38 protein-coding genes are annotated in these 22,561 nt (G+C 61.9%); 33 read left to right on the forward strand and 5 right to left on the reverse strand.

Going from position 1 to position 22,561, the window contains the following annotated elements; translation table 11 throughout:
* The 10 genes from HCO70_RS11620 to rplP all read left to right on the forward strand — a co-directional run.
* On the forward strand, positions 1 to 93 hold a 93-nt coding region (locus HCO70_RS11620; protein WP_172296298.1), incomplete at its 5' end, for a hypothetical protein.
* A gap of 81 nt (positions 94 to 174) precedes the next feature.
* Positions 175 to 489: a 30S ribosomal protein S10 gene (gene rpsJ / locus HCO70_RS11625; protein ID WP_172296300.1), complete on the forward strand. Its 315-nt coding sequence runs from the start codon at positions 175 to 177 to the stop codon at positions 487 to 489.
* Positions 490 to 502: 13 nt separating this feature from the next.
* Positions 503 to 1,378 carry a 50S ribosomal protein L3 gene (gene rplC, locus HCO70_RS11630; RefSeq protein ID WP_172296302.1) on the forward strand — a complete coding sequence of 292 codons (876 nt, stop codon included), beginning with the start codon at positions 503 to 505 and terminating at the stop codon, positions 1,376 to 1,378.
* Complete coding sequence (gene rplD, locus HCO70_RS11635; protein ID WP_172296304.1) at positions 1,375 to 1,992, forward strand: 50S ribosomal protein L4; 618 nt, start codon at positions 1,375 to 1,377, stop codon at positions 1,990 to 1,992. The genes rplC and rplD overlap by 4 nt, the downstream gene beginning before the upstream one ends.
* A complete protein-coding gene (locus tag HCO70_RS11640; RefSeq protein WP_172296306.1) occupies positions 1,989 to 2,282 on the forward strand; it encodes a 50S ribosomal protein L23 in 294 nt (97 codons plus the stop codon). Before rplD ends, HCO70_RS11640 begins: the two co-directional genes overlap by 4 nt.
* A 105-nt stretch (positions 2,283 to 2,387) precedes the next feature.
* Positions 2,388 to 3,230: a 50S ribosomal protein L2 gene (gene rplB / locus HCO70_RS11645; protein WP_172296308.1), complete on the forward strand. Its 843-nt coding sequence runs from the start codon at positions 2,388 to 2,390 to the stop codon at positions 3,228 to 3,230.
* A gap of 3 nt (positions 3,231 to 3,233) precedes the next feature.
* Complete coding sequence (gene rpsS / locus HCO70_RS11650; protein ID WP_172296310.1) at positions 3,234 to 3,512, forward strand: 30S ribosomal protein S19; 279 nt, start codon at positions 3,234 to 3,236, stop codon at positions 3,510 to 3,512.
* A gap of 3 nt (positions 3,513 to 3,515) precedes the next feature.
* Positions 3,516 to 3,896 (forward strand): 50S ribosomal protein L22, encoded by a 381-nt coding sequence (rplV, locus tag HCO70_RS11655; protein WP_172296312.1) that lies wholly within the window; start codon positions 3,516 to 3,518, stop codon positions 3,894 to 3,896.
* Entirely contained in the window at positions 3,896 to 4,609 is a 714-nt protein-coding gene (gene rpsC / locus HCO70_RS11660; RefSeq protein ID WP_172296314.1) for a 30S ribosomal protein S3, read from the forward strand. Before rplV ends, rpsC begins: the two co-directional genes overlap by 1 nt.
* Before the next feature lie 12 nt (positions 4,610 to 4,621).
* Positions 4,622 to 5,035, forward strand: a complete 414-nt coding sequence (gene rplP / locus HCO70_RS11665) for a 50S ribosomal protein L16 (RefSeq protein WP_172296316.1) — start codon at positions 4,622 to 4,624, stop codon at positions 5,033 to 5,035.
* Between the two features lie 138 nt (positions 5,036 to 5,173).
* Here the strand turns inward: rplP and HCO70_RS11670 are convergent, their stop codons facing one another.
* Positions 5,174 to 5,779: a sulfotransferase family protein gene (locus HCO70_RS11670; RefSeq protein ID WP_216665406.1), complete on the reverse strand. Its 606-nt coding sequence runs from the start codon at positions 5,777 to 5,779 to the stop codon at positions 5,174 to 5,176.
* A 214-nt stretch (positions 5,780 to 5,993) separates the two neighbouring features.
* Between HCO70_RS11670 and HCO70_RS11675 the strand changes: the two genes are divergently transcribed.
* The 15 genes from HCO70_RS11675 to HCO70_RS11745 all read left to right on the forward strand — a co-directional run bounded on the left by HCO70_RS11675 (position 5,994) and on the right by HCO70_RS11745 (position 13,693).
* Positions 5,994 to 6,617: a TIGR02466 family protein gene (locus HCO70_RS11675; protein WP_172296318.1), complete on the forward strand. Its 624-nt coding sequence runs from the start codon at positions 5,994 to 5,996 to the stop codon at positions 6,615 to 6,617.
* Between the two features lie 93 nt (positions 6,618 to 6,710).
* Positions 6,711 to 7,079: a DoxX family protein gene (locus tag HCO70_RS11680; protein WP_172296320.1), complete on the forward strand. Its 369-nt coding sequence runs from the start codon at positions 6,711 to 6,713 to the stop codon at positions 7,077 to 7,079.
* 225 nt (positions 7,080 to 7,304) lie between these two features.
* A complete protein-coding gene (gene rpmC, locus HCO70_RS11685; protein ID WP_172296322.1) occupies positions 7,305 to 7,517 on the forward strand; it encodes a 50S ribosomal protein L29 in 213 nt (70 codons plus the stop codon).
* Between the two features lie 3 nt (positions 7,518 to 7,520).
* The gene (gene rpsQ / locus HCO70_RS11690) at positions 7,521 to 7,751 is read left to right on the forward strand and encodes a 30S ribosomal protein S17 (RefSeq protein ID WP_172296324.1); all 231 of its coding nucleotides are present in this window, start codon (positions 7,521 to 7,523) and stop codon (positions 7,749 to 7,751) included.
* Positions 7,752 to 7,825: 74 nt separating this feature from the next.
* Complete coding sequence (gene rplN, locus HCO70_RS11695) at positions 7,826 to 8,194, forward strand: 50S ribosomal protein L14 (protein ID WP_085793564.1); 369 nt, start codon at positions 7,826 to 7,828, stop codon at positions 8,192 to 8,194.
* A 1-nt stretch (position 8,195) separates the two neighbouring features.
* Positions 8,196 to 8,501, forward strand: a complete 306-nt coding sequence (rplX, locus tag HCO70_RS11700; protein WP_172296325.1) for a 50S ribosomal protein L24 — start codon at positions 8,196 to 8,198, stop codon at positions 8,499 to 8,501.
* Positions 8,501 to 9,061 (forward strand): 50S ribosomal protein L5, encoded by a 561-nt coding sequence (gene rplE, locus HCO70_RS11705; RefSeq protein WP_172296327.1) that lies wholly within the window; start codon positions 8,501 to 8,503, stop codon positions 9,059 to 9,061. Before rplX ends, rplE begins: the two co-directional genes overlap by 1 nt.
* Before the next feature lie 11 nt (positions 9,062 to 9,072).
* The gene (gene rpsN, locus HCO70_RS11710) at positions 9,073 to 9,378 is read left to right on the forward strand and encodes a 30S ribosomal protein S14 (RefSeq protein ID WP_172296329.1); all 306 of its coding nucleotides are present in this window, start codon (positions 9,073 to 9,075) and stop codon (positions 9,376 to 9,378) included.
* Between the two features lie 12 nt (positions 9,379 to 9,390).
* Positions 9,391 to 9,783, forward strand: coding sequence for a 30S ribosomal protein S8 (gene rpsH, locus HCO70_RS11715; RefSeq protein ID WP_172296331.1), 393 nt, complete (start codon positions 9,391 to 9,393; stop codon positions 9,781 to 9,783).
* A 10-nt stretch (positions 9,784 to 9,793) separates the two neighbouring features.
* Positions 9,794 to 10,327, forward strand: coding sequence for a 50S ribosomal protein L6 (gene rplF / locus HCO70_RS11720; protein WP_172296332.1), 534 nt, complete (start codon positions 9,794 to 9,796; stop codon positions 10,325 to 10,327).
* An 11-nt stretch (positions 10,328 to 10,338) separates the two neighbouring features.
* Positions 10,339 to 10,698 carry a 50S ribosomal protein L18 gene (rplR, locus tag HCO70_RS11725; protein WP_172296334.1) on the forward strand — a complete coding sequence of 120 codons (360 nt, stop codon included), beginning with the start codon at positions 10,339 to 10,341 and terminating at the stop codon, positions 10,696 to 10,698.
* Positions 10,699 to 10,834: 136 nt separating this feature from the next.
* Complete coding sequence (gene rpsE / locus HCO70_RS11730; protein ID WP_172296335.1) at positions 10,835 to 11,413, forward strand: 30S ribosomal protein S5; 579 nt, start codon at positions 10,835 to 10,837, stop codon at positions 11,411 to 11,413.
* A gap of 3 nt (positions 11,414 to 11,416) precedes the next feature.
* Positions 11,417 to 11,605: a 50S ribosomal protein L30 gene (gene rpmD, locus HCO70_RS11735; RefSeq protein ID WP_172296337.1), complete on the forward strand. Its 189-nt coding sequence runs from the start codon at positions 11,417 to 11,419 to the stop codon at positions 11,603 to 11,605.
* A gap of 272 nt (positions 11,606 to 11,877) precedes the next feature.
* Positions 11,878 to 12,558: a MarC family protein gene (locus HCO70_RS11740; protein WP_172296339.1), complete on the forward strand. Its 681-nt coding sequence runs from the start codon at positions 11,878 to 11,880 to the stop codon at positions 12,556 to 12,558.
* Between the two features lie 91 nt (positions 12,559 to 12,649).
* Positions 12,650 to 13,693, forward strand: coding sequence for a cytochrome-c peroxidase (locus HCO70_RS11745; protein ID WP_172296341.1), 1,044 nt, complete (start codon positions 12,650 to 12,652; stop codon positions 13,691 to 13,693).
* A 50-nt stretch (positions 13,694 to 13,743) separates the two neighbouring features.
* On the opposite strand, the gene HCO70_RS11750 is transcribed toward HCO70_RS11745, so the two are convergent.
* Complete coding sequence (locus HCO70_RS11750; protein WP_216665408.1) at positions 13,744 to 14,436, reverse strand: helix-turn-helix domain-containing protein; 693 nt, start codon at positions 14,434 to 14,436, stop codon at positions 13,744 to 13,746.
* A gap of 140 nt (positions 14,437 to 14,576) precedes the next feature.
* Between HCO70_RS11750 and HCO70_RS11755 the strand changes: the two genes are divergently transcribed.
* Positions 14,577 to 15,734: an acyl-CoA dehydrogenase family protein gene (locus HCO70_RS11755; protein WP_253913254.1), complete on the forward strand. Its 1,158-nt coding sequence runs from the start codon at positions 14,577 to 14,579 to the stop codon at positions 15,732 to 15,734.
* 116 nt (positions 15,735 to 15,850) lie between these two features.
* Here the strand turns inward: HCO70_RS11755 and HCO70_RS11760 are convergent, their stop codons facing one another.
* Positions 15,851 to 16,690, reverse strand: a complete 840-nt coding sequence (locus HCO70_RS11760; protein ID WP_172296342.1) for an intradiol ring-cleavage dioxygenase — start codon at positions 16,688 to 16,690, stop codon at positions 15,851 to 15,853.
* 173 nt (positions 16,691 to 16,863) lie between these two features.
* Between HCO70_RS11760 and HCO70_RS11765 the strand changes: the two genes are divergently transcribed.
* From HCO70_RS11765 to HCO70_RS11790, 6 genes are all read left to right on the forward strand, one after another.
* Positions 16,864 to 17,001, forward strand: coding sequence for a hypothetical protein (locus tag HCO70_RS11765; RefSeq protein WP_172296344.1), 138 nt, complete (start codon positions 16,864 to 16,866; stop codon positions 16,999 to 17,001).
* 42 nt (positions 17,002 to 17,043) lie between these two features.
* Complete coding sequence (locus tag HCO70_RS11770; RefSeq protein ID WP_216665409.1) at positions 17,044 to 17,244, forward strand: hypothetical protein; 201 nt, start codon at positions 17,044 to 17,046, stop codon at positions 17,242 to 17,244.
* A 209-nt stretch (positions 17,245 to 17,453) separates the two neighbouring features.
* Positions 17,454 to 17,621, forward strand: a complete 168-nt coding sequence (locus HCO70_RS24625; protein ID WP_216665410.1) for a hypothetical protein — start codon at positions 17,454 to 17,456, stop codon at positions 17,619 to 17,621.
* Positions 17,622 to 17,827: 206 nt separating this feature from the next.
* A complete protein-coding gene (gene rplO, locus HCO70_RS11780; RefSeq protein WP_172296347.1) occupies positions 17,828 to 18,301 on the forward strand; it encodes a 50S ribosomal protein L15 in 474 nt (157 codons plus the stop codon).
* 104 nt (positions 18,302 to 18,405) lie between these two features.
* On the forward strand, positions 18,406 to 19,767 hold the full coding sequence (secY, locus tag HCO70_RS11785; RefSeq protein WP_172296349.1) for a preprotein translocase subunit SecY: 1,362 nt from the start codon (positions 18,406 to 18,408) through the stop codon (positions 19,765 to 19,767).
* A gap of 69 nt (positions 19,768 to 19,836) precedes the next feature.
* Positions 19,837 to 20,415 (forward strand): adenylate kinase, encoded by a 579-nt coding sequence (locus tag HCO70_RS11790; RefSeq protein ID WP_172296351.1) that lies wholly within the window; start codon positions 19,837 to 19,839, stop codon positions 20,413 to 20,415.
* Positions 20,416 to 20,494: 79 nt separating this feature from the next.
* Here the strand turns inward: HCO70_RS11790 and HCO70_RS11795 are convergent, their stop codons facing one another.
* Complete coding sequence (locus HCO70_RS11795) at positions 20,495 to 20,791, reverse strand: antibiotic biosynthesis monooxygenase (protein WP_172296352.1); 297 nt, start codon at positions 20,789 to 20,791, stop codon at positions 20,495 to 20,497.
* A gap of 172 nt (positions 20,792 to 20,963) precedes the next feature.
* Between HCO70_RS11795 and HCO70_RS11800 the strand changes: the two genes are divergently transcribed.
* The gene (locus HCO70_RS11800) at positions 20,964 to 21,704 is read left to right on the forward strand and encodes a DUF3445 domain-containing protein (protein WP_172296354.1); all 741 of its coding nucleotides are present in this window, start codon (positions 20,964 to 20,966) and stop codon (positions 21,702 to 21,704) included.
* Here the strand turns inward: HCO70_RS11800 and HCO70_RS11805 are convergent.
* Complete coding sequence (locus HCO70_RS11805; protein WP_172296355.1) at positions 21,701 to 22,507, reverse strand: class I SAM-dependent methyltransferase; 807 nt, start codon at positions 22,505 to 22,507, stop codon at positions 21,701 to 21,703. The two genes, HCO70_RS11800 and HCO70_RS11805, sit on opposite strands and share 4 nt — an antisense overlap.
* Positions 22,508 to 22,561 lie beyond the last annotated feature (54 nt).

Consider the following 22,561-nt stretch of genomic DNA (forward strand, 5'->3'; position numbering starts at 1 on the left):
GCGCCGATCGCGATGGAGAACGGCCTTCGCTTCGCCATCCGCGAAGGTGGCCGCACCGTCGGCGCAGGCGTCGTCTCCGAGATCATCGAGTAAAAAAACCTAAGGGTTCGACGAGGGGCGGCCAATGAGGGCCGCTCCTCCTATCAACTCCAAGCCCGGAAAGGCTGAACAAAAATGGCACTTCAAAGCCAAAACATCCGGATCCGTCTGAAGGCGTTCGATTACCGGGTGCTGGACGCCAGCACGCAGGAAATCGTTAACACCGCTAAGCGGACCGGCGCTCAGGTTCGGGGGCCGATCCCGCTGCCGAATAAGATCGAGAAATTCACCGTTCTGCGCGGTCCACATATCGACAAGAAATCCCGGGACCAGTGGGAAATCCGTACCCATAAGCGCCTGTTGGACATCGTGGACCCGACGCCCCAGACCGTGGACGCGCTGATGAAGCTCGACCTGGCTGCCGGCGTCGACGTGCAGATCTCGGTTTAAGGGAGAGTAACAAATGTTGCGCTCTGGAGTTATCGCAAAGAAGGTCGGGATGACCCGGATCTTCCAGGAAGACGGCAAGCAAGTGCCCGTAACCGTTCTGCAGCTGGACAAGCTGCAGGTGGTGGCACAGCGCACCGTGGAAAAAGACGGCTACGCCGCCGTTCAGCTTGGTGCCGGCACGGCCAAGGCCAAGCGGACGAGCCAGGCGATGCGCGGCCATTTCGCCGCCGCCAAGGTGGAGCCGAAGCGCCGTATCGCGGAGTTCCGCGTCGCGCCCGAGAACCTGATCAACGTTGGCGAGGAAATCACCGCCAACCACTATTTCGAGGGTCAGTTCGTCGACGTGTCGGGCACCTCGATCGGTAAAGGTTTCGCCGGTGCCATGAAGCGGCACAACTTCGGTGGTCTGCGCGCCTCGCACGGTGTGTCGATCAGCCACCGTTCACACGGTTCGACCGGTCAGTGTCAGGACCCGGGACGGGTGTTCAAGGGCAAGAAGATGGCCGGCCACATGGGCGCCGCCCGCGTGACCACGCAGAACCTGCAAGTCGTCAAGACCGATGCCGACCGTGGCCTGATCATGATCAAGGGTGCGGTGCCGGGCCACAAAGGTGGCTGGGTCACGATCAAGGACGCGGTCAAGAAGCCGACGCCCGAGAACCTGATCTACCCGGCAGCACTGAGATCTGCCGCGGAAGAAGCTGAGCGACTGGCTGCCGAAGCCGCCGCTGCTGCCGAAGCCGAGGCGAAAGCCGCGGAAGAGGCGCGTCTGGCCGAGGAAGCCGCAGCGCAGGAAGCCGCGCTGAAGGAAGCCGAAGCAGAGATCCAGGCCGAGAAGTCCGAGGGCGGTGACGACAATGCCGCTCCGGAAGGAGGCGAAGAGAAATGAAGATTGACGCGATCAAACTGGACGGCGGCAAGGCCGGGTCGATCGATCTCGACGACGAGATCTTCGATCTGGAACCGCGCGCCGACATCCTGCACCGCGTTGTCCGCTGGCAGCGGAACAAGGCGCAGGCCGGTACCCACAAGGTCAAGACCCGGTCCGAGACCAGCTACTCGACCAAGAAGATCTATCGCCAGAAAGGCACCGGCGGCGCCCGCCACGGTGACCGCAACGCGCCGATCTTCCGCAAGGGTGGTATTTACAAGGGCCCGACCCCGCGCAGCCACGCCCATGATCTGCCGAAGAAATTCCGCAAGCTGGGCCTGAAGCACGCGCTGTCCGCCAAGGCAAAAGCCGGCGAGCTGATCGTGCTGGAAGCCGCGGAGTCGGACGGCAAGACCGGCGCCCTGGCCAAACAGGTCAAGTCGCTGGGCTGGAAGCGCGCGCTGATCATCGATGGTGCGACCGTGAACGAGGGCTTTGCCCGCGCCGCGGCGAACATCGAAGGTCTGGACGTGCTGCCGTCGATGGGTGCGAACGTTTACGACATCCTGAAGCGTGACACGCTGGTGCTCACCAAGGCGGGTGTCGAAGCTCTGGAGGCTCGACTGAAATGAACAAAGCCGAACTCTACGACGTGATCCGCAAGCCGATCATCACCGAAAAGGCGACCATGGCTTCCGAGGCCAACGCGGTTGTCTTTGAAGTGGCGATGGCTTCGACCAAGCCGCAAATCCGCGAAGCGGTCGAGGGGCTGTTCGGCGTCAAGGTGAAGGCGGTCAACACCACCATCACCAAGGGCAAGAACAAGCGCTTCCGCGGCCGTCCAGGCAAGCGGAAGGACGTCAAGAAGGCATACGTTACTCTCGAAGAGGGCAACACCATTGACGTGACCACCGGTCTCTAATAGACGACGCGCCTCGGCCCCGTTCATGCGGGGCCGTTGCCATCGAATACCCCGGAGCTTCCGCTCCGACCGAACCTGAAACGAAGCAAACGGAAGACAGAAAGCATGGCACTCAAGTCGTATAAACCGACGACGCCTGGCCAGCGCGGGCTGGTTCTGATCGACCGTTCGGAGCTTTGGAAAGGTCGCCCCGTCAAGTCCCTCACCGAGGGTCTGACCAAGAAGGGCGGCCGGAACAACACCGGACGGATCACCCAGCGCCGCCGCGGCGGCGGAGCGAAGCGGCTGTACCGCATCGTCGACTTCAAGCGCAGCAAGTTCGACGTCGAAGGCGTCGTGATGCGGATCGAATATGACCCGAACCGCACCGCCTTCATCGCGCTGATCCAGTACACCGATGGCGAACAGGCTTATATCCTGGCGCCGCAGCGCATGGGCATTGGCGACAAGGTCGTCGCAGGCTCCAAGACCGACGTGAAGCCGGGCAACGCGATGCCGTTCTCGGGCATGCCGATCGGTACCATCGTGCACAACGTGGAACTGAAGCCGGGTAAGGGCGGCCAGATCGCTCGCGCCGCAGGCACCTACGCCCAATTCGTTGGCCGCGACGGCGGCTACGCCCAGATCCGCCTGTCCTCGGGCGAACTGCGCATGGTCCGTCAGGAATGCATGGCGACCGTTGGTGCCGTGTCGAACCCTGACAACTCGAACCAGAATTTCGGCAAGGCCGGCCGGATGCGCCACTACGGCAAGCGTCCCTCTGTCCGCGGCGTCGTCATGAACCCGATCGATCACCCGCACGGCGGTGGTGAAGGCCGGACCTCAGGCGGTCGCCATCCGGTGACCCCGTGGGGCAAGCCGACCAAGGGTGCGAAGACCCGCGACCGCAACAAGGCGTCGTCGAAGCTGATCATCCGCTCGCGCCACGCCAAGAAGAAAGGGCGCTAACACATGTCTCGCGCTGTATGGAAAGGCCCCTTCGTCGACTCCTACGTCCTAAAGAAGGCCGAGAAGACCCGCGAGTCGGGCCGCAACGAAGTCATCAAGATCTGGTCGCGCCGCTCGACCATCCTTCCCCAGTTCGTGGGCCTCACCTTCGGGGTCTACAATGGCAAGAAACATATCCCGGTGCTCGTCTCCGAGGACATGATTGGCCAGAAGTTCGGGGAATACTCGCCGACGCGGACCTATTACGGTCACGCGGCCGACAAGAAAGCGAAAAGGAAGTAAGCCATGGGCAAGGATAAAAATCCCCGCCGCGTGGCGGAAAACGAGGCGATGGCGAAGCTGCGGATGCTTCGCACGTCTCCGCAGAAACTGAATCTGGTGGCGGCGATGATCCGCGGCAAGAAGGTCGAGAAGGCTCTGAACGACCTGACCTTCAGCCACAAGCGGATCGCAGAGGACGTGAAGAAATGCCTTCAGTCGGCGATCGCCAATGCCGAGAACAACCATGGGCTGGACGTTGACGAACTGATCGTCGCCGAAGCCTGGGTGGGCAAGAACCTGATCATGAAGCGTGGCCGTCCGCGGGCGCGTGGCCGGTTCGGCAAGATCCACAAGCCGTTCTCGGAGCTCACCATCAAGGTCCGCCAGGTCGAGGAGCAAGCCTAATGGGTCAGAAAGTCAATCCGATCGGCATGCGCCTGCAGGTGAACCGTACCTGGGACAGCCGCTGGTACGCCGATACCAAGGACTACGGCAACCTCCTGCTCGAGGACCTCAAGATCCGTGAGTTCATTGAGAAGGAATGCAAGCAGGCCGGCGTCAGCCGCGTGATCATCGAACGCCCGCACAAGAAGTGCCGGGTGACGATCCACACAGCGCGTCCGGGCGTGATCATCGGCAAGAAAGGCGCCGATATTGAAGGCCTGCGCCGCAAGCTGGCGAAGATGACCGACAGCGAGCTGCACCTGAACATCGTCGAGGTCCGCAAGCCGGAACTGGACGCGCAGCTTGTCGCCGAGTCCATCGCCCAGCAGCTGGAACGCCGGGTGTCCTTCCGCCGCGCGATGAAGCGCGCGGTTCAGAACTCGATGCGCATGGGTGCCCTGGGCATCCGGGTCAACGTCGCGGGCCGCCTTGGCGGTGCCGAGATTGCCCGCACGGAATGGTATCGCGAAGGCCGCGTGCCACTGCACACCCTGCGTGCTGACATCGACTATGCCACCGTTGAAGCCACCACCCCCTACGGGATCATCGGCATCAAGGTCTGGATCTTCAAAGGCGAAATTCTCGAGCACGATCCGTCGGCTCGCGACCGTCGCCAGCAGGAGCTCCAGGAAGGCCCCGCGCCCCGTGGCGCTGGCGGCGGCCGCCGCAACTGAGGAGTTTGAAAGATGCTGCAACCGAAGCGCACGAAATTCCGCAAGATGCACAAGGGCCGCATCCGCGGCGAGGCGAAGGGCGGGTCTGACCTGAACTTCGGCACCTTCGGCCTGAAAGCGATACAGCCGGAGCGCATCACCGCGCGCCAGATCGAGGCCGCTCGTCGTGCCATGACGCGCCACATGAAGCGTCAGGGCCGCGTCTGGATCCGGATCTTCCCGGATACCCCGGTGACCTCGAAGCCCACCGAGGTTCGGATGGGTAAAGGTAAGGGGTCTGTCGACTACTGGGCTGCCAAGGTGAAGCCCGGCCGGGTCATGTTCGAAATCGACGGCGTGTCGGAAGACGTCGCCCGCGAGGCACTTCGCCTTGCGGCGATGAAACTGCCGATCAAGTCGCGGATCGTGCATCGCGAAGACTGGTAATCGTGGTGGTGCGTGCCAAGCACGTACCGTACGGCTGAAGAAACAGAGACAGGCGGGGTTTTGACCCCGCCTTTTCTTTTCTGGCTGCTAGCATGGACTTCATGCAGGATCGGGGGAACCTGATGTCGTGACTGGCTGCTAACGCGTCGGGCGCAGCATCCGTCGCCCCCTGCGCATGAGGCGCGTCATTGGCCTGTCCGCGCGCGCGCGGTCGGAAACCGTATTCGTGCGCGGGAACGGCTCGGCGAACATCGGATGGCCGAGGAACGGGCACAGTTTCTCCCAGCCGTCGCCGGCGGAGAAATCCATTTCCAGCAGCTTGCCCGGGCGGTCGGCAAAATGGCTGCGCACGGCTTCGTTATGCGCGACCATTGTGCGGACGTAGTGTTCCTCGTTGCCGAGCGGAGCGCCATTTCCCTTGCCGTAGATGAGTTCGCGCATCGGGGTGGATTTCTCGCCGAAATGCTTCACACAGGAGCCGATCCATTTCTGCGGGTCGCGCACCGTCAGGATGAATTTTGCATCCGGCCACATCTCGTCCATCTCGCGAAAGACCAAGGGCCACGGGTTGTCTTCGAAGGCGTCATAGTGGTGTGACTCGGTACGGGTGAGTTCCAGGTACTTGTCAGCGATATCAGGATCCAGCGTTGCGGTCGGCCCGATCACCTTGTAGCCAAGCTTGTTCAGCGCGACACCGAGGGAGGTGGTGCCCGTTTTGTGGAAGCCGATTCCGAAGATTTTCAATGCGTCCTCGACACGTCCTGGCCGCCTCGTCGTGATGTGCGAGGCTTCGATGGGCCTACTATCTTTGCGGTCGTTACGCTGTCAAGCTACGCCACGGCAGCCAGGGTCGGGTCCGAATTGAATGGCGCGGCGGGGTCACGGGATGAGGTGAAATGCGGGTTTTGCGGTTAGTGACCCTCTCGTCTTGCGTGCGGCGGCAGGCTAAGAGAGGCGCATGTCCACCAGTATCCGCTCCCTATTCGCCACCCGCTTGTACCAGGCCCGACTGTCGGACCTGGGCTCCTCCGTCGATCCAGACGAACTCGAAGCGTCTTGCTATTCCATTGCCGAAGATGACGAGGCGGGACAGGAATGGTGCGCGGCGAACGATTACCCCGGTTATACCAGCTACGCCTCTCTGACTGACCTGCCGTGGCGGTTTCCGATCTTCGGTGTGGTGGTGGAATGCATTGACGCTCATGTCGCTGCCTTTGCTGATGATCTGGGCTTCGACCTCGGCGATAAGGCGCTGAAGCTGGAGGATCTATGGATCAACATCCTGCCGGAGGGAGGGACGCACGGCTCACATATCCATCCGCACTCCGTAATCTCAGGAACGACCTACGTGGCGATGCCCGAGGGGACTTCTGCGCTGAAGCTGGAGGACCCGCGGTTGCCAATGATGATGGCGGCGCCGGTGCGGAAGAAGGACGTACGGGAGGAGCTCAAGAGCTTCATCTACGTGGAGCCCACGGTGGGCGACGTGCTGCTATGGGAAAGCTGGCTGCGCCATGAGGTACCGATGAACATGGCCGAGGAAGACCGGATCAGCGTGAGTTTCAACTACGCGTGGGGCTGACGCCGGCCAACATGAGCTAGCAGCGCTGAAACGAATATTTGATACCAACGTAAATATTCAATATGGCTTGGGCAGAAACGGAGGGCGGCGTCTATGCAATTGGCTGGATGGATCATTTTGGGCTTGTTTGCGGTATTCATGGTCGCTGCATCAGCCGCGCCAAAACTTATGGGGATTGAAGCCGCAAACGGGTCATTCGAACAGATTGGCTGGCCCCTCAACTACGTCCTCATGATCGGGCTGATGGAGTTGGCCTTCACTGTGCTTGTCCTTGTCCCACGCACAAGCCTGCTTGGCGGCATCCTGATGACGGGCCTTCTTGGCGGGGCGGTCGCTAGCCAGTTGCGAGCGGGTAGCCCGATGGTTACGCACACGCTGTTCGGCATATACTTGGGCGTGTTCATGTGGGTCGGGATCATACTGCGGCAACCGAGGTTATTGGACGCGATCCTGGGCCGCTAGGAAGCACCCAGGGCGCTACGGAGAGACGGAAATCGGACTGAGGTGGCCGCGCATCGGCGACGTGGCGTTCCAAGACCGGTGATTGCCAACCTTTACAGGGTTTTCCCACCGAAAGGGGTTGCCAAAACCCACCTGGGGGCGTAGGGGAGCTGCTCTATCACGAACTCCACCGGAATCATGGTGACCCTCACGGGGCCTGCCGGTGATGTTGAAAAGGAAAAAGACATGGCACTCGATGCCAAGGAACTGCGTGACAAGACGCCGGACCAGTTGCGAGATCAGCTGGCCGATCTGAAAAAAGAGGCCTTCAACCTGCGTTTCCAGCAGGCCGGCGGAACCCTCGAAAGCACTGCCCGCATGAAAACCGTCCGCCGTGACGCGGCACGGGTTAAAACGATTCTGAACGAAAAGGCGGCGGCTGCCGCGTCGGAGGCCTGATAGATGCCCAAACGTATCCTGCAAGGCACCGTGACCTCGGACAAGAACGACCAGACGGTCACCGTCATTGTCGAGCGCCGCTTCAAGCACCCGCTGCTACACAAGACCGTGCGGAAGTCCAAGAAATACCGGGCCCATGACCCGCAAAACACCTTCAAGGTCGGCGATACCGTTCGTATCCAGGAATGCCCGCCGGTCTCGAAGACGAAACGCTGGGAGGTGGTAACCGCCTGACGGTTCCACACCCGGTTTGATCGAAACCCTGGGGGAGCTAACGAGAAAAACCCCCAAAGGTCGGGAGAAACCAAATGATCCAGATGCAGACCAATCTGGATGTCGCTGACAATTCCGGTGCCCGGAAGGTTCAGTGCATCAAGGTGCTCGGCGGATCCAAGCGGAAATATGCGTCCGTTGGCGACATCATCGTGGTGTCGGTCAAGGAAGCCATTCCGCGCGGCCGCGTGAAGAAGGGCGATGTCCGCAAGGCCGTCGTCGTCCGTACCGCCAAGGAAGTGCGCCGCGAGGATGGTACTGCCATCCGCTTTGATCGCAACGCCGCCGTGATCCTCAACAACGCCGGTGAGCCCATCGGCACCCGGATTTTTGGCCCGGTCGTCCGCGAGTTGCGTGCCAAGAACTTCATGAAGATCATCTCGCTCGCCCCGGAGGTGCTGTAAGATGGCTGCCAAGCTGAAAAAGGGCGACAAGGTCGTCGTGCTGGCCGGCAAGGACAAGGGCAAGGAAGGCGAGATCGTCTCTGTTGACCCGAAAGCCGGCAAAGCCGTGGTTGAAGGCATCAACATTGCCATTCGCCACCAGCGCCAGTCCCAGGCCCAGCAGGGCGGCCGGCGGCCGCAGGCTGCGCCGATCGACCTGTCGAACCTGGCGTTTCTTGATTCCAACGGCAAACCCACCCGCGTCGGCTTCAAAACGGAAGACGGTAAGAAGGTGCGTTTCGCCAAGACCACGGGGGACGTGATCTGATGCTGGACGCTGCGAACTATACCCCGCGTCTTCGGACCCATTACGCTGACACCGTGCGCGCCGCTCTGAAAGAAGAGTTCGGCTACAAGAACGACATGCAGATCCCGCGGATCGAGAAGGTCGTTCTGAACATCGGCTGCGGTGCCGAGGCGGTGAAGGACTCAAAGAAAGCGAAGTCGGCCCAGGAAGACCTGACCGCCATCGCCGGCCAGAAGGCCGTCACCACCAAGGCCAAGAAGTCGATCGCCGGCTTCCGGGTCCGTGAAGAGATGCCTTTGGGTGCGAAAGTGACCCTGCGCGGCGACAGGATGTACGAATTCCTCGACCGCCTGATCACCATCGCACTGCCCCGCGTCCGCGACTTCCGCGGCGTGAAGCCGTCCTTCGACGGCCGTGGCAACTTTGCCATGGGCATGAAAGAGCACATCGTCTTCCCCGAGATCGACTTCGACAAGGTTGACGAGGTCTGGGGCCTGGACATCATCATCACCACCACCGCGGACACTGACGCGGAAGCCAAGGCGCTGTTGAAGCATTTCAACATGCCCTTCAACGCCTGAGGAGCGACATCATGGCTAAGAAAGCAATGATCGAACGCGAGAAGAAGCGTCAGAAGCTGGTGGACCAGTACGCCGCCAAACGCGCATCGTTGAAAGAAATCGTGAGCGACGAGTCGAAGCCGATGGAAGAGCGGTTCCGCGCTTCGCTGAAGCTTGCCAAACTGCCGCGCAACAGCTCGGCCACCCGTCTTCACAACCGTTGCCAGCTGACCGGCCGGCCCCATGCCTATTACCGCAAGCTCAAGGTCTCCCGGATCATGCTTCGCGAGCTGGGCTCGATGGGCAAGATCCCCGGCATGGTCAAGTCGAGCTGGTAAGGAGGGTATGAAATGAACGATCCTCTCGGAGATATGCTGACCCGGATCCGGAACGCGCAGATGCGCGGAAAATCCACCGTGGTCACCCCCGCCTCCAAGCTGCGTGCCTGGGTCCTCGACGTTCTTCAGGACGAAGGCTACATCCGCGGCTACGAAAGCACGTCGACCGCCGACGGCCACCCGGCTATCGAAATCAGCCTGAAGTATTACGAAGGCACCCCGGTCATTCGTGAACTCAAGCGCGTGTCGAAACCCGGTCGTCGGGTCTACATGAGCGTCAAGGACGTCCCGCAGGTCCGCCAGGGCCTGGGCGTCTCCATCGTCTCCACGTCGAAAGGCGTGATGTCGGATGCAAACGCCCGCAGCCAGAATGTTGGCGGCGAGGTGCTTTGCACCGTGTTCTAAGGAGGTCAAAATGTCTCGTATTGGGAAACGTCCCGTAGAGCTGCCCTCCGGGGTGGAGGCGAAGGTCTCCGGCCAGACGGTCGAAGTGAAGGGTCCGAAAGGCACCCGCAGCTTCACCGCGACGGACGACGTCACGATTTCGGTCGACGGCAGCACAGTAACCGTCACGCCGCGCGGCAACTCCAAGCGTGCGAAGCAGCAGTGGGGCATGTCCCGCACCCAGGTCGCGAACCTGGTGCAGGGTGTCACCGGCGGCTTTAAGAAAGAGCTCGAGATCAACGGCGTCGGCTACCGCGCCCAGATGCAGGGCAACACGCTGAAGCTTTCGCTGGGTCTGTCGCACGAGGTGAACTTCGAGGTGCCGCAGGGCGTCACCGTCACCGCGCCCAAGCAGACCGAGATCATCGTCGAAGGCTCCGACCAGCAGCTGGTCGGCGAGGTCGCCGCGAAGATCCGCGAATGGCGGAAGCCGGAACCCTACAAGGGCAAGGGCATCAAGTACAAAGATGAATATATCTTCCGCAAGGAAGGTAAGAAGAAGTAAGGACCGGATAGATGGCACTTTCCAAACGGGAACTGTTCCAGAAGCGCCGCCTGCGCGTCCGGAACAAGCTTCGCAAGATGAACGCCGGCCGCGTGCGGCTGTCGGTTCATCGCTCTAACAAGAACATCAGCGTCCAGTTAATCGACGACGTGCAGGGTGTGACGCTTGCGTCTGCCTCGTCGCTCGAGAAGGATCTGGGCGTCGTGGGCCGCAACAACGTCGATGCCGCGTCCAAGGTTGGCGCCGCGATCGCGGAGCGGGCCAAGAAGGCCGGGGTCGAGGAATGTTACTTCGACCGTGGCGGCTTTCTGTTCCACGGCAAGGTCAAGGCGCTGGCCGATGCGGCCCGCGAAGGCGGCCTGAAGTTCTGATTTGCACGGGGCCCGTTCGCGGGCCCCTGCGCAGTGCGGGCGGGTGTCCGCCCCGATGATCCGGGCACGTCCCTTCGGGACCGCACCAGGATTGGACCAGACCGGTGCGAAACAGCGCCAAGATGAAGGAGGCCGCATGGCCAGAGAACCAAACCAAGGCCGGGGCCGTCGCGACCGCGATGAAGCACCGGAATTCGCCGATCGCCTTGTTGCGATTAACCGCGTGTCCAAGACCGTGAAGGGTGGTAAGCGTTTCGGCTTTGCTGCGCTTGTCGTCGTGGGAGACCAGAAGGGCCGTGTCGGCTTTGGCAAGGGCAAGGCCAAGGAAGTGCCGGAGGCGATCCGCAAGGCGACGGAACAGGCCAAGCGCCAGATGATCCGTGTGCCGCTGCGCGAGGGCCGCACCCTGCACCACGACATCAACGGCCGCCACGGTGCGGGCCGCGTCGTGATGCGCACCGCCCCTGCCGGTACCGGAATCATCGCCGGTGGTCCGATGCGTGCCGTTTTCGAAATGCTCGGCGTTCATGACGTTGTTGCCAAGTCGATCGGATCGCAGAACCCGTACAACATGATCCGCGCGACCATCGAAGGGCTGAAGGGCGAAGCCAGCCCGCGCCAGGTCGCCCAGCGCCGCGGTAAGAAGGTCGCCGACATCCTGCCGAAGCGTGACGAAGCTCCGCAGGAATCCGCGCAAGTTGTGGAGGAAGCGTAAGCCATGGCCAAGACCATCGTCGTCAAGCAGATCGGCTCGCCGATCCGCCGCCCCGAGATCCAGCGCAAGACGCTGATCGGCCTCGGGCTGAACAAGATGCACAAGACCCGCGAGCTGGAAGATACCCCGGCGATCCGCGGCATGGTCGCGAAGATCCCGCATCTGGTGGAGATCGTCGAAGAGCGCGGCTGAAGCGCTGCATCCTGCGACAAGTTTCTACGCCCCGGCCTGTGCCGGGGCGTTTTCTCTTGCGGTTACAATGCCGAATTGGCTCCGCAGTGTCTCTTTTGCGCTTCGCACGGGCCTGCATGACGGGACCAGGTATCGGCTTCGTACAGGAGTCTGCCAGATGCAAAAGAAAGACCTGATGCTATTGCGTGAAGAGCTGTTCACTTCATTTATAAGCGTCTTGCGGATGTACGCAGGTCCGCAATCCGAAGACCTAGCCGCGCCGGAGTCTAGAAGTGCCTGAACTCAACGTCCTGTCCCTGCTGCGCGAGTTTATTACGCTTTTTGTGGTGATCGACCCGATCGGGACACTACCGGTCTTCTATTTCGCCACCCAGGGCGTGCCCGAAAATCTCCACTGGCGGTTCGCTCTACGCGGGGTCACGGTGGCGGGCTTCGTCCTGCTGTTGTTCCTTGTCGCGGGGCAGCTTCTTCTGGAGGGCCTTGGCCTGCGCCTGGGCTCTTTCCAGATCGCCGGTGGCGTCATCCTGTTTCTCTTTGCGCTGACCATGATCTTCGGGGAATCGAAGTCCGAGGCGGAAATCGAGATGGCGGAGAAAGACCACATGTCCGGCGCCGTTTTCCCACTGGCGATGCCGTCCATCGCCTCGCCCGGTGCGATGCTGGCGGTGGTGATCCTTACCGACAATCACCGGCATTCGGTTCCGGACCAGATCGTCACGGCGCTTATGCTGATCGCCGTTCTGGTGGTCACACTGGGAATTCTGCTGATGGCCGGCCCGCTGAAGCGCGTGATTGGCAGCACCGGCGCGAACGTGATCAGCCGGGTGATGGGGCTGGTACTGGCCACCGTCGCGGTCGACGCGATCCTCAACGGGTTCGAGGCAGTCGGGGTGCTGAATGTCATCGAGGCGCCGAATGCACCTGCTGCGGTCGATGCCGCTACGTCGCCCTAGTTTAGAATTGATCTAAATCATGGCCTCTTCGCGCAGCGGTGCGAGGATGCCCGCGAAACGCGCGAATGGATGAATCGGATTGGAGAAACCAATGCGCGCGACGCTTGCTGTTCTTGTAGCTAGTACCGCTCTTGCAAGCCCCGTCTTCGCCCAGGATGACGACCTTCGCGAATGGGCGCTGGATATGTTCAGCCCCTTGCCTTCGACTGTTCCCGCTGTCGCCGACAATCCGGTGACGCCGGAGAAAATCGAGCTCGGCAAGGCGTTGTATTTCGACCCGAGGGTTTCGTCCTCGGGAGTGTTTTCCTGCTATTCCTGCCACAACCTGACGACCGGCGGTGATGACAACCTCGAAACCTCGGTCGGTCACGGCTGGCAGAAAGGGCCGAGGAACGCACCGACGGTGCTGAACGCGGTGTTCAACGAGGCACAATTCTGGGATGGCCGGGCCGAGGACCTGAAGGCACAGGCCAAAGGTCCGGTGCAGGCTGGGGTCGAGATGGCCAACACCCCCGACAATGTCGAGACGATGATGAACTCGATGCCGGCATATGTCTCGATGTTCGAGGCGGCGTTCCCGGATCAGGACAGTCCTACCAACTTTGACAACATGGCCCGCGCAATCGAGGCTTTCGAGGCGACATTGCTGACCCCGGCGCCGTTCGACGCCTGGCTGAATGGCAACGATGCCGCGATCAGCGAGGATGCGAAGGCCGGGCTGGAGCTGTTTATGGATCTCGGTTGCTCTTCCTGCCACTCGGGGATCAACGTCGGCGGGCACGGATACTACCCGTTCGGTCTGGTCGAAAAACCCGGTGCCGACATTCTACCCGAAGGCGACAAGGGCCGTTTTGCGGTGACTGAGACGGTGGACGACGAGTACGTCTTCCGTGCCGCGCCGCTCAGGAACATCGCGGTGACGGCGCCCTATTTCCACTCCGGCAAGGTGTGGGATCTGGGTGTCGCAGTCGAGATCATGGCGGAAAGCCAGCTGGGTGAGGGGCTGGAGCCGGGTCAGACGACACAGATCGTGGCTTTCCTAGAGACCCTGACCGGTGAGGTACCGGACGTGACCCTGCCTGTGCTCCCCCCGGAAACGGCCGACACGCCGCGCCCGGTCTACATGCACGAGTAGGATTTGGGACAGAAGACAGGGCGGCCCTTCGGGGCCGCCTAATCCTTGCTTCAGCTGACCTTCCGTGGCTCGTTAGCAAAGATGCTCAGTTTCAGCCAGTCCTGCACCTGGTTGGTCAGTGTCGGGGCGCCGTCGATTGTGATGCGGCCGCTCTCCAGTTCTTCCGACAGCTTCGCCAGCCCCATCCACACTGCCGTCATCGACCGAAGGTCCGAGGCGATCAAGACATCCACGTCGAAGCCGGGGTCGAATTTGCACAGGTCGATATCGTCGGATTCGACGACCAGCCACCAATCCTGAAGCTGGTCGCCCGCATCGTGATACTGAAACTGTACCGTGCAGCGATCGGCAGGGCGTGGAACGGGTTCGAAATTGCGCCGGATGTCCCACATCAGCAACGAGGGGTCGAGGTTGCGCAGCGACAACCGGGACTCCACCCAACGCTGCCCCCAACTGCCGATCCCGACGATCAGCGGGCGCAGTTCTTCGCCGGCCTGGGTCAGCCGGTATTCAGCCTTGCCACCGGGCCCTTCGACCGACCGGATGACGCCCGCAAGTTCCAGTTCTTTCAAACGCTTGGACAGCAAGGTCGGCGACATTTTCGGCACCCCGCGGCGGATGTCGTTGAACCGCGCGCTGCCGCAAAGCAACTCGCGCAGCACCAACGGCGTCCAGCGCGTGCAGATGATTTCCGACGCCATCGAGACCGGACAGAACTGGCCGTAAAGATTGGTGACTTCCATGAGCGCCCCCGCATATCGGTGCAACATCCTAGCACAGCCCGGCAAGCGGCCAAAGCCGCCGCTACAGTTTCTGCACTGGAGCGATTCGGTGGCCCTGTGAGACATTGGGTGCATCTTGAAACGCACTAAGGAATTTGAAGATGAACACGCTTGTAATGACGAAAGAAAGCGAGGTCGGGGCGGATCTGATCGCCACCGCCGAGCGACTGGCGCAGGAATTCGCGCAGAACAGCATGGCAAACGACAGCGAGGACTGCTTCGTCGCCGCGCACTACGACCGGATCAAGGAAGAAGGACTCATCCATGCCGGGGTTCCGTTGGAACTCGGCGGGGCAGGGGCTGAAGTGCGGGAGCTGTCCGGCATGCTCCGGACACTCGCCCACGGCTGTTCCTCGACTGCGTTGGCGCTGTCGATGCACACACACCAAGTCGCCTTTCCGGCCTGGCGCTGGCATCACCAGCCGGCGGCAGTACCAATGGTGGAGCCGCTTCTGAAACGGGTCGCGGCCGAAAAGCTGGTGCTGCTATCCAGCGGCGGCGGCGACTGGATCGGCGGCTCGGGTAAGGCCGAGGCGGTCGAGGGCGGCTACAAGATCACCGCCCGCAAGATGTTCGTCAGCGGCGCGCCTGCCGGGAATATCCTGATGACGTCTGCCGTGGTTGATGAACCGGATGGGGCCAAGGTGATTCACTTCCCCTGCCCGATGAACGCGCCGGAGGTGTCGGTGCTCGATACCTGGCACACGCTGGGCATGCGGGCGACGGGGTCGCATGACGTGATGATCGACGGGCTCTTCGTGCCGGCCGACAAGGTGCCGGTGAAGCGTCCGGCGGGGCAGTGGCACCCACTGTTCTTCATGCTGGGCACGATCGCCTTCCCGATCATCTATTCCGTCTATGTCGGCGTCGCCGAGAGGGCCCGCGACCTTGCGGTCGGAATGGCGTCGAAACGCCCGGCCTCGCCGTTGCTGCAGGCGCGGGCGGGCGAGATGGACACGGCGTTGACCACGGCGCGGCTGGCGTTGGAGCATATGGTGCAGTCGGTCGAACTGAATGCGCCGTCGGCGGCCACCGTGAACCAGGTGATGACTGGACGGCGGTTGGTGGAGGAAAATGCCATCCGCTGCGTCGAGAAGGCGATGGAGCTGGCCGGTGGCGCCGGGTTCTACCGAAAGGCGGAGTTGGAGCGGCTGTTCCGGGACATCCAGGCGGCGCGGTATCACCCGCTGCAAAAGGAGATCCAGACGGCCTATGCCGGGGCGATGGCGCTGGGCCAGCCGATCGACATGATCTTCTAGGATCGGAAACAAGGAAAAAGGTGGGGCCGCCCCGGGGGATTGGGGCGACCCCGAAACCCGTCCTTAATTGGACGGGGGGCCGAGACGTCATATCCGTGAGTGATCGTGGAAACGTCTCAGCTTTCCTCCACACCCGGTATCAAACTGATTCCGTCGCGGCTGCCGGTGGGGCCACCCACGGACGGCGCGCCGCTGCCGCCAGCCGGCGTGTTGCGCGGGGGCAAACCCATTGCGCCGGGCATGCCGACATCATGGGACACAGCGTTCGGGTCCACGCCGACGATGAGCTGAACGAGATAGCTGCTTTCTTCTTCGGTGATCCCGGCGAAGGCAGCGTGGGTCGCCTGTTGGGCAATGCTATCATTGCCATTCAATGTGTCGCGCTCGCCGTCGCGCAGATAAGGCTCGGCGTTCTGGTAGAGGTATTCCGACAGCGCATCTGGGAAGAAAATCTGCCCGGTCAGGATGTTCGTTTCATTAAGCCAGACCTTGTAGTGGATGTGGGTCGTCCGGCCCCGGTACCACCCAGGGTAGATGGTGTCGAACTCGACGACGCCGGTCTCGTCCGCCATCTGGGTGCCGCGGAGGAACGTTTCGTTCTCAGTGCTGGACTGGCCCGTCTCGCCGCCGCCAAAAGAGGAATAGATCCCCTGCGCATCGCAGTGCCAGACGTCGACGCGGGCACCGGGAACCGGCGCGCAAGAGGCATCGACCACCTGCATGCGAACAAGCACCGGAACGCCTACGCGGTCCTCGCGGATGTTACGACGGACCAGAACCTCGTCGAGGTAATAGGGACCCTCCGTCACCTCAGGCATGAGGGCGCAGACATCCGTGTCGGGAAGCAGGTAGTTGGTGGCTGCAAGCGAGGTGCGTGGCAGCAGCAGACCGGTTGCGGTGACCGCGACCCCGGTGAGCGCGGCGCGGCGGGTGACGGAACTGGCTGGTTTGGGCATAACTCGTCCTTCGCAAAACTGTGTCGATACGTTGAACGGAGGAGGTGGCGGCGATCCGTCGCCTGACGTTACGGAACTTTGAAGATCTTTTTCAGCCGGGCGGGAAAAGCGGTGCGGTGGCCGGTGTATCTCTCGTGTCCGCAACGGGCAGATGAACGCATGAGACAGACCAGGTGACCCAACATATTCTGAGCGCCACGGTGCTGCTGCTGACGATGACAATGCTTGCAAGTGCCGCTGGTTCGGTTAAGCAAAACGGCAGAGTCGGCGATGAGAAACTGCTGGCCGACGAAAGCAATACAAGTATCTAAAACATTGATAAAGAAATAGAAAACGCCTCAAATTGCTACGACATGTGCGCGAGAAACTCGACGCCGTTGCTGGCCGAAGTAGGCATGGCCGTCCCAGGTGGCAATGCCACGGCTCAACGCAAGGATGGCAGTCTGCAAGTGTCATACATGGGCAAGCCGCTCTATCTGCGGATGATGGACGAGGCGCCGGGTGATCGCACCGGTGACGGGTTCAACGTTTTCTGGCACATTGGCCGTCCCTGAAACGCTCGGTTCCAGCGGCGGCCGATTTCGGCCTCTGTCGCTTTGCTTGCGGTAGGCGCGGGTGGCGGCTACGGGGAGGCGACGTTGCAGGGCAAGGGTGAGCCGGTTGCGTTCGCTGCCGAACTCGTCACCGAAGCCGCAGTTGGACGGTCTGGGAAACGACCTCGGAGTCGGGCGGTTGTTGCCGTTCGAGGGGCGCGGCGCAGTTTATGTACGAAACTCTGGGTGGTGCGCGGCTGACGCTTTATGCCGTCCCCACCGACAGCCCGGTTCAAACCTCTTTTCGATTCCACGATGACGAAGGGCTGATGGTGGTGACGTGGCGGGAGGTTCTCTGGCGCTATGCACTGGTGGGCGCTCTGGACCGGGCGGGATGAGATGCAGCGGCTGGCTTATTTCATCCGTGCCGCCCGGACCTGAGTGACCCGGTGTGCAAGTAAAGCGCAACGGCGGGCCCTTGATCCCCTCGCCGCCAGAGTCTATACGCCTCCGGTGGTCCCGAGCGGACCCGATTCACAAGCAAGAAACGCCGTGGCCGTCCCATTATCGCTTCGCGGGGCGCGTCCGGCCAAGGAGAAGCGACATGAAACTGAATGAACTCCGGGACAATCCCGGTGCCGCCAAGAAACGCATGCGCGTGGGCCGTGGCCCCGGTTCCGGCAAGGGCAAGACCGCCGGCCGTGGTATCAAGGGCCAGAAATCGCGTTCGGGTGTGGCGATCAACGGGTACGAGGGCGGCCAGATGCCGCTGTACCAGCGCCTGCCGAAGCGTGGCTTCAACAAGCCGAACCGCAAGAAATTCGCCGTTCTGAACCTTGGCATCCTCGCCAAGTACATCGAGGCCGGCAAGATCGACGCGGGCAAGCCGATCACCGAAGACGTGCTGGTCGAGGCCGGCGTTGTCCGCCGCAAGCTGGACGGTGTCCGCGTGCTGGCCAAGGGCGATTTCGGCACCAAGGTGACGCTGGAAGTCACCGGCGCGTCGAAATCGGCGGTCGAAGCGGTCGAGAAGGCCGGTGGCTCGCTGCAGGTCAAAACCCCGGCAGCAGCGGATTAAGAGGTTGTGAGCGCCCGCAGGGGCGCTTACATGCCCTTGAGTTTTCCGAATGCGCCGCCCCGGGAGACCCCTGCGAGGCGGCGCCTTTGCAAGAGAGATAGCCTATGGCTTCAGCCGTCGAGCAAATGGCCGCAAACATGAGCTGGTCCGCCTTTGGTAAGGCGACCGAGTTGCGGCAGAGGATCTTCTTCACGATAGGTCTGCTGATCGTCTACCGGGTCGGGACCTATATCCCGGTGCCGGGGATCGACGGCCATGCGCTGCGCGAATTCATGGAGCAGGCCTCGGCGGGTCTCGGCGGCATTCTCAACATGTTCACCGGCGGCGCGATTTCCCGGATGGGGATATTCGCGCTGGGGATCATGCCCTATATCTCGGCCTCGATCATCGTGCAGCTTCTGACGGCTATGGTGCCGCAGCTTGAGCAGCTGAAGAAAGAGGGCGAGCAGGGGCGCAAAAAGATAAACCAGTACACGCGCTACGGCACGGTGTTTCTGGCGACGTTCCAGGCCTACGGCCTGGCCGTGTCGCTGGAAGCTGGCGATCTGGTTACCGATCCCGGCTGGTTCTTCCGCGCCGCGACCGTGATCACGCTGGTCGGCGGCACCATGTTCCTGATGTGGCTGGGCGAGCAGATCACCGCCCGCGGCATCGGTAATGGTATCTCACTGATCATCTTCGTCGGGATCGTGGCAGAGATCCCGCAGGCGCTGGCGCAGTTCTTCGCCTCCGGCCGCTCGGGCGCGATCAGCACACCGGTCATCATCGGTGTGATTGTCATGGTGATAGCGGTGATCGCCTTTGTGGTCTTCATGGAGCGATCTCTGCGCAAGATCCACATTCAGTATCCGCGCCGTCAGGCCGGCATGAAGGTTTACGAAGGCGGCTCCAGCCACCTGCCCATCAAGGTGAACCCGGCGGGCGTGATCCCGGCGATCTTCGCCTCGTCGCTGCTGCTGCTGCCGACCACACTCGCCACCTTCTCGGGCAGCCAGACCGGCCCGGTGATGTCGACCATCCTCGCGTATTTCGGCCCTGGCCAACCGCTTTATCTCGCCTTCTTCGCGGCGATGATCGTATTCTTTACGTTCTTCTATACCTTCAACGTATCGTTCAAGACCGACGACGTGGCCGAGAACCTGCAGAAGCAGAACGGCTTCGTGCCAGGCATCCGGCCCGGCAAGAAGACCGAAGAGTATCTCGACTACGTCGTGACCCGTATCCTTGTGCTTGGTGCCGCCTACCTTGCGGCAGTTTGTCTCCTGCCGGAGATTCTGCGTTCACAGTTCGCGATCCCCTTCTATTTTGGCGGCACATCGGTTCTGATCGTCGTGTCGGTTTCCATGGACACCGTGCAGCAGGTCCAGTCGCATCTGCTGGCGCATCAGTACGAAGGTCTGATTGAGAAATCCCAGCTTCGCGGCAAGCGTCGCAGCACCGCGAAGAAGGGACCCGCACGGCGCTAGAGGCGCGGTATTGGAGGAGGAGGCGCGGGCCGGAAGAGCCTTGCCGCCGACAGAGGGGACAGAAACGTCATGAACATCATTCTGCTCGGCCCGCCCGGTGCCGGTAAGGGAACCCAAGCGCAGATTTTGGTCGAGGGACGCAACATGGTGCAGCTGTCCACCGGCGACATGCTGCGCGAGGCGCGGACCTCGGGCACAGAGATGGGCAAGATCGTCGCCGATGTGATGGACCGCGGCGACCTCGTCACCGACGAGATCGTAATCGGCCTGATCCGCGAAAAGCTGGAAGCCGGTGGTGCATCCGGCGGTTTCATTTTTGACGGATTCCCACGTACGCTGGCACAGGCGGACGCGCTGGGTGAGCTCCTGAAGGAAGAGGGCCAGTCGCTGGACGCTGTGATCGAGATGCGGGTCGACGACGACACGCTGGTGCGCCGTGTGGTCAACCGAGCCGAGGAAGCCAAGGCCGCCGGGCAAGCCGTTCGGGCAGACGATAATGCGGAAAGCATGAAGACTCGGCTGATGGCCTATTACAAGCAGACCTCGCCGTTGATCGGTTACTACTATGCCAAGGGCAACCTCAGTTCGATCGACGGTCTGGGCGATATCGACGAAGTGAAGGCGCGGATATCTGAAATATTAGGCTAGTGCGCCGCAATGGGTTTGAAACACGGCTCGAGCCTCGTTGGTGCGCCCTTTCAGTCTCAGCGATGCAATTCACGCATGGTCAGGATTCGACGAATTCGTAGTGCTTGATCGTCCGGGACTCGACGAGTTCGGCTTCGGCCGGGTCGATATGGGGATTGGCGTAGTCGTCGCCCACAAAGGCCTTCAGCGACGCAAGGTCTTTCCAAACCATGACAAAGCTGAACTCCCTTGGGCTGTCTTGACGCGGCGCGCCGGGCAGGACCTGCACAATCCCTTTCGTGCCCTTCATCAGCGGAATGGCGGTTTCGTAAAAGAACCGGCCGAACTCGTCCTCTTTGCCTTTTCTGACGACGACCTGAAAAATCCTCATTATCATGCACCCGGTCTCCCTGATTAACGGTTCCGGCGCGTATGTTTGCCTCGGGCCGAACTATAGCATTTCCAGCAGGCTAGGTCTTCGCGGTGTGCTAAACATCTGTCAGGCGAAGGAGAGACGTTGCGCAACATGCCGCTTGTGTCCCGGGTCGTTCTGACCCCACCTTTGCCACATGACCGTTATCCTTCAAGACGCCCTTCCAGAAGACGCCATATCCCACGCGCTGCCGGGCACCCGGCCCTTGGCGCACGGCGACTGGTTGCGGCGGGATGAGCGCTATGCTGAGCAGATGGCGCTGCGCGACCGGCTGGTGGCAGAGAAGCGCGACGCGGTGATCGGCATGCGCCCCGAGGGCGAGGCGCCGGCACGAGAATTGCTGTCCATAATCGCGGCCGAGCTTGGCGCGTCTGGGACGGAATACGCCCGTCCGGACGGCGTGAGGGTCACGCTCGACGCCGATGACCCCCTCGGCACGCTGGGCCGGCTCTGCCAAGAGGATTTCGCGATTATGGTGGCTGGGGAGGCGGAACACTGGCTTGCCGCCGGCGTCGTCTGCTTCCCCTCGCGCTGGACGCTGGCACAAAAGATCGGCCGCCCACTGACCCGCATCCACAAGCCGGTCAAGGTCTATGACAACGGCCTTGCACGCAGGGTGCAACGCCTCTTCGACGCCGCCCATCCCGACCGTTCCATCGTGCGCTGGAACCGGCTGCCGTACTGGGACACGAAGCTCTTCAATCCGCAACTTGAACCCAAGTACGACGGCCCGTTCGCGCCGGAGGGCGAGCGGTCCTTCATACGGGCGGAGCGCCAAGTGATCCGGCGGCTGCCGGAAACCGGCGCTGTGGTCTTTTCGATCCACACTTGGCTGGTGAAAGCAAGTGCGGTGCAGGCTCCGGCCAGATCAGCTTAGCCGGGTTTGCGTCCGGTCACAATGTAGCCCGACGTTCCGAACACAGCCTCGCCGGTGGAAGACGCATACTTCGCGAGCCGGTCATCGGATTTCTTCAGTACGTCGGCGATCTTCTTTTCATCTAGGTGAATGCCGAAGACTGGCAGCCAGCCGCGGAGCTCGACCTCGACCATGGTTCGTGTGCTAGGGAAGCAGGCGTCGTGGGTGTGCGTAGTGTGCCCGATGTCTACGAAGCCCACCTTGGCGAATGTCGCCACTGTCGCGTCCGGGTCGTCGAGGCAGAAGGGGATGCGGACCTTGTCGCCGGCGTCGCGACTGACTGCCTCGTCCAGTACCGCCGAGACGTCGGCATAGGCCGGGTTTCTGTCGATCCCGTGCCATGCGGCGACGGCGATACGGCCTCCGGGTTTCAGAACGCGGAACATCTCTGCCGCGGCCTTTTGCCGGTCCTCGAAGAACATGATCCCGAATTGCGACAGCACGCAGACGAAAGTGGCGTCCCCGAAGGGCAGCGCCTCGGCCTGGCCTAGCACCCACTCGATGCCGGGTTCGGCCTCCTCGGCGGCGACGATCATGCCGGGGGTCATGTCGAGCCCTGTGACGCGGCCCGTATTGCCGGTGCGCGTCAGCGCATCGCGCGCCAGAACGCCGGTGCCGCAGGCTACGTCGAGCACCTGCGCGCCCGGGCCGACATCCGCCGCGTCCAGCATGTCGGCAGTCCATGCACTGAACACTGCGGGGACGAAGAGCCCTTCATAGCCGCGCCCGGCCTCCAACTCTTCCTCGGAAACGGCGACTGCCATGAGTGAATTCCTTCCTGAAATAGACGATGTGCAATGACGGCAGTCTATCACGGA

Origin of the sequence: Pseudoruegeria sp. HB172150, assembly GCF_013184805.1 — a bacterium.
GTDB lineage: Bacteria > Pseudomonadota > Alphaproteobacteria > Rhodobacterales > Rhodobacteraceae > Psychromarinibacter.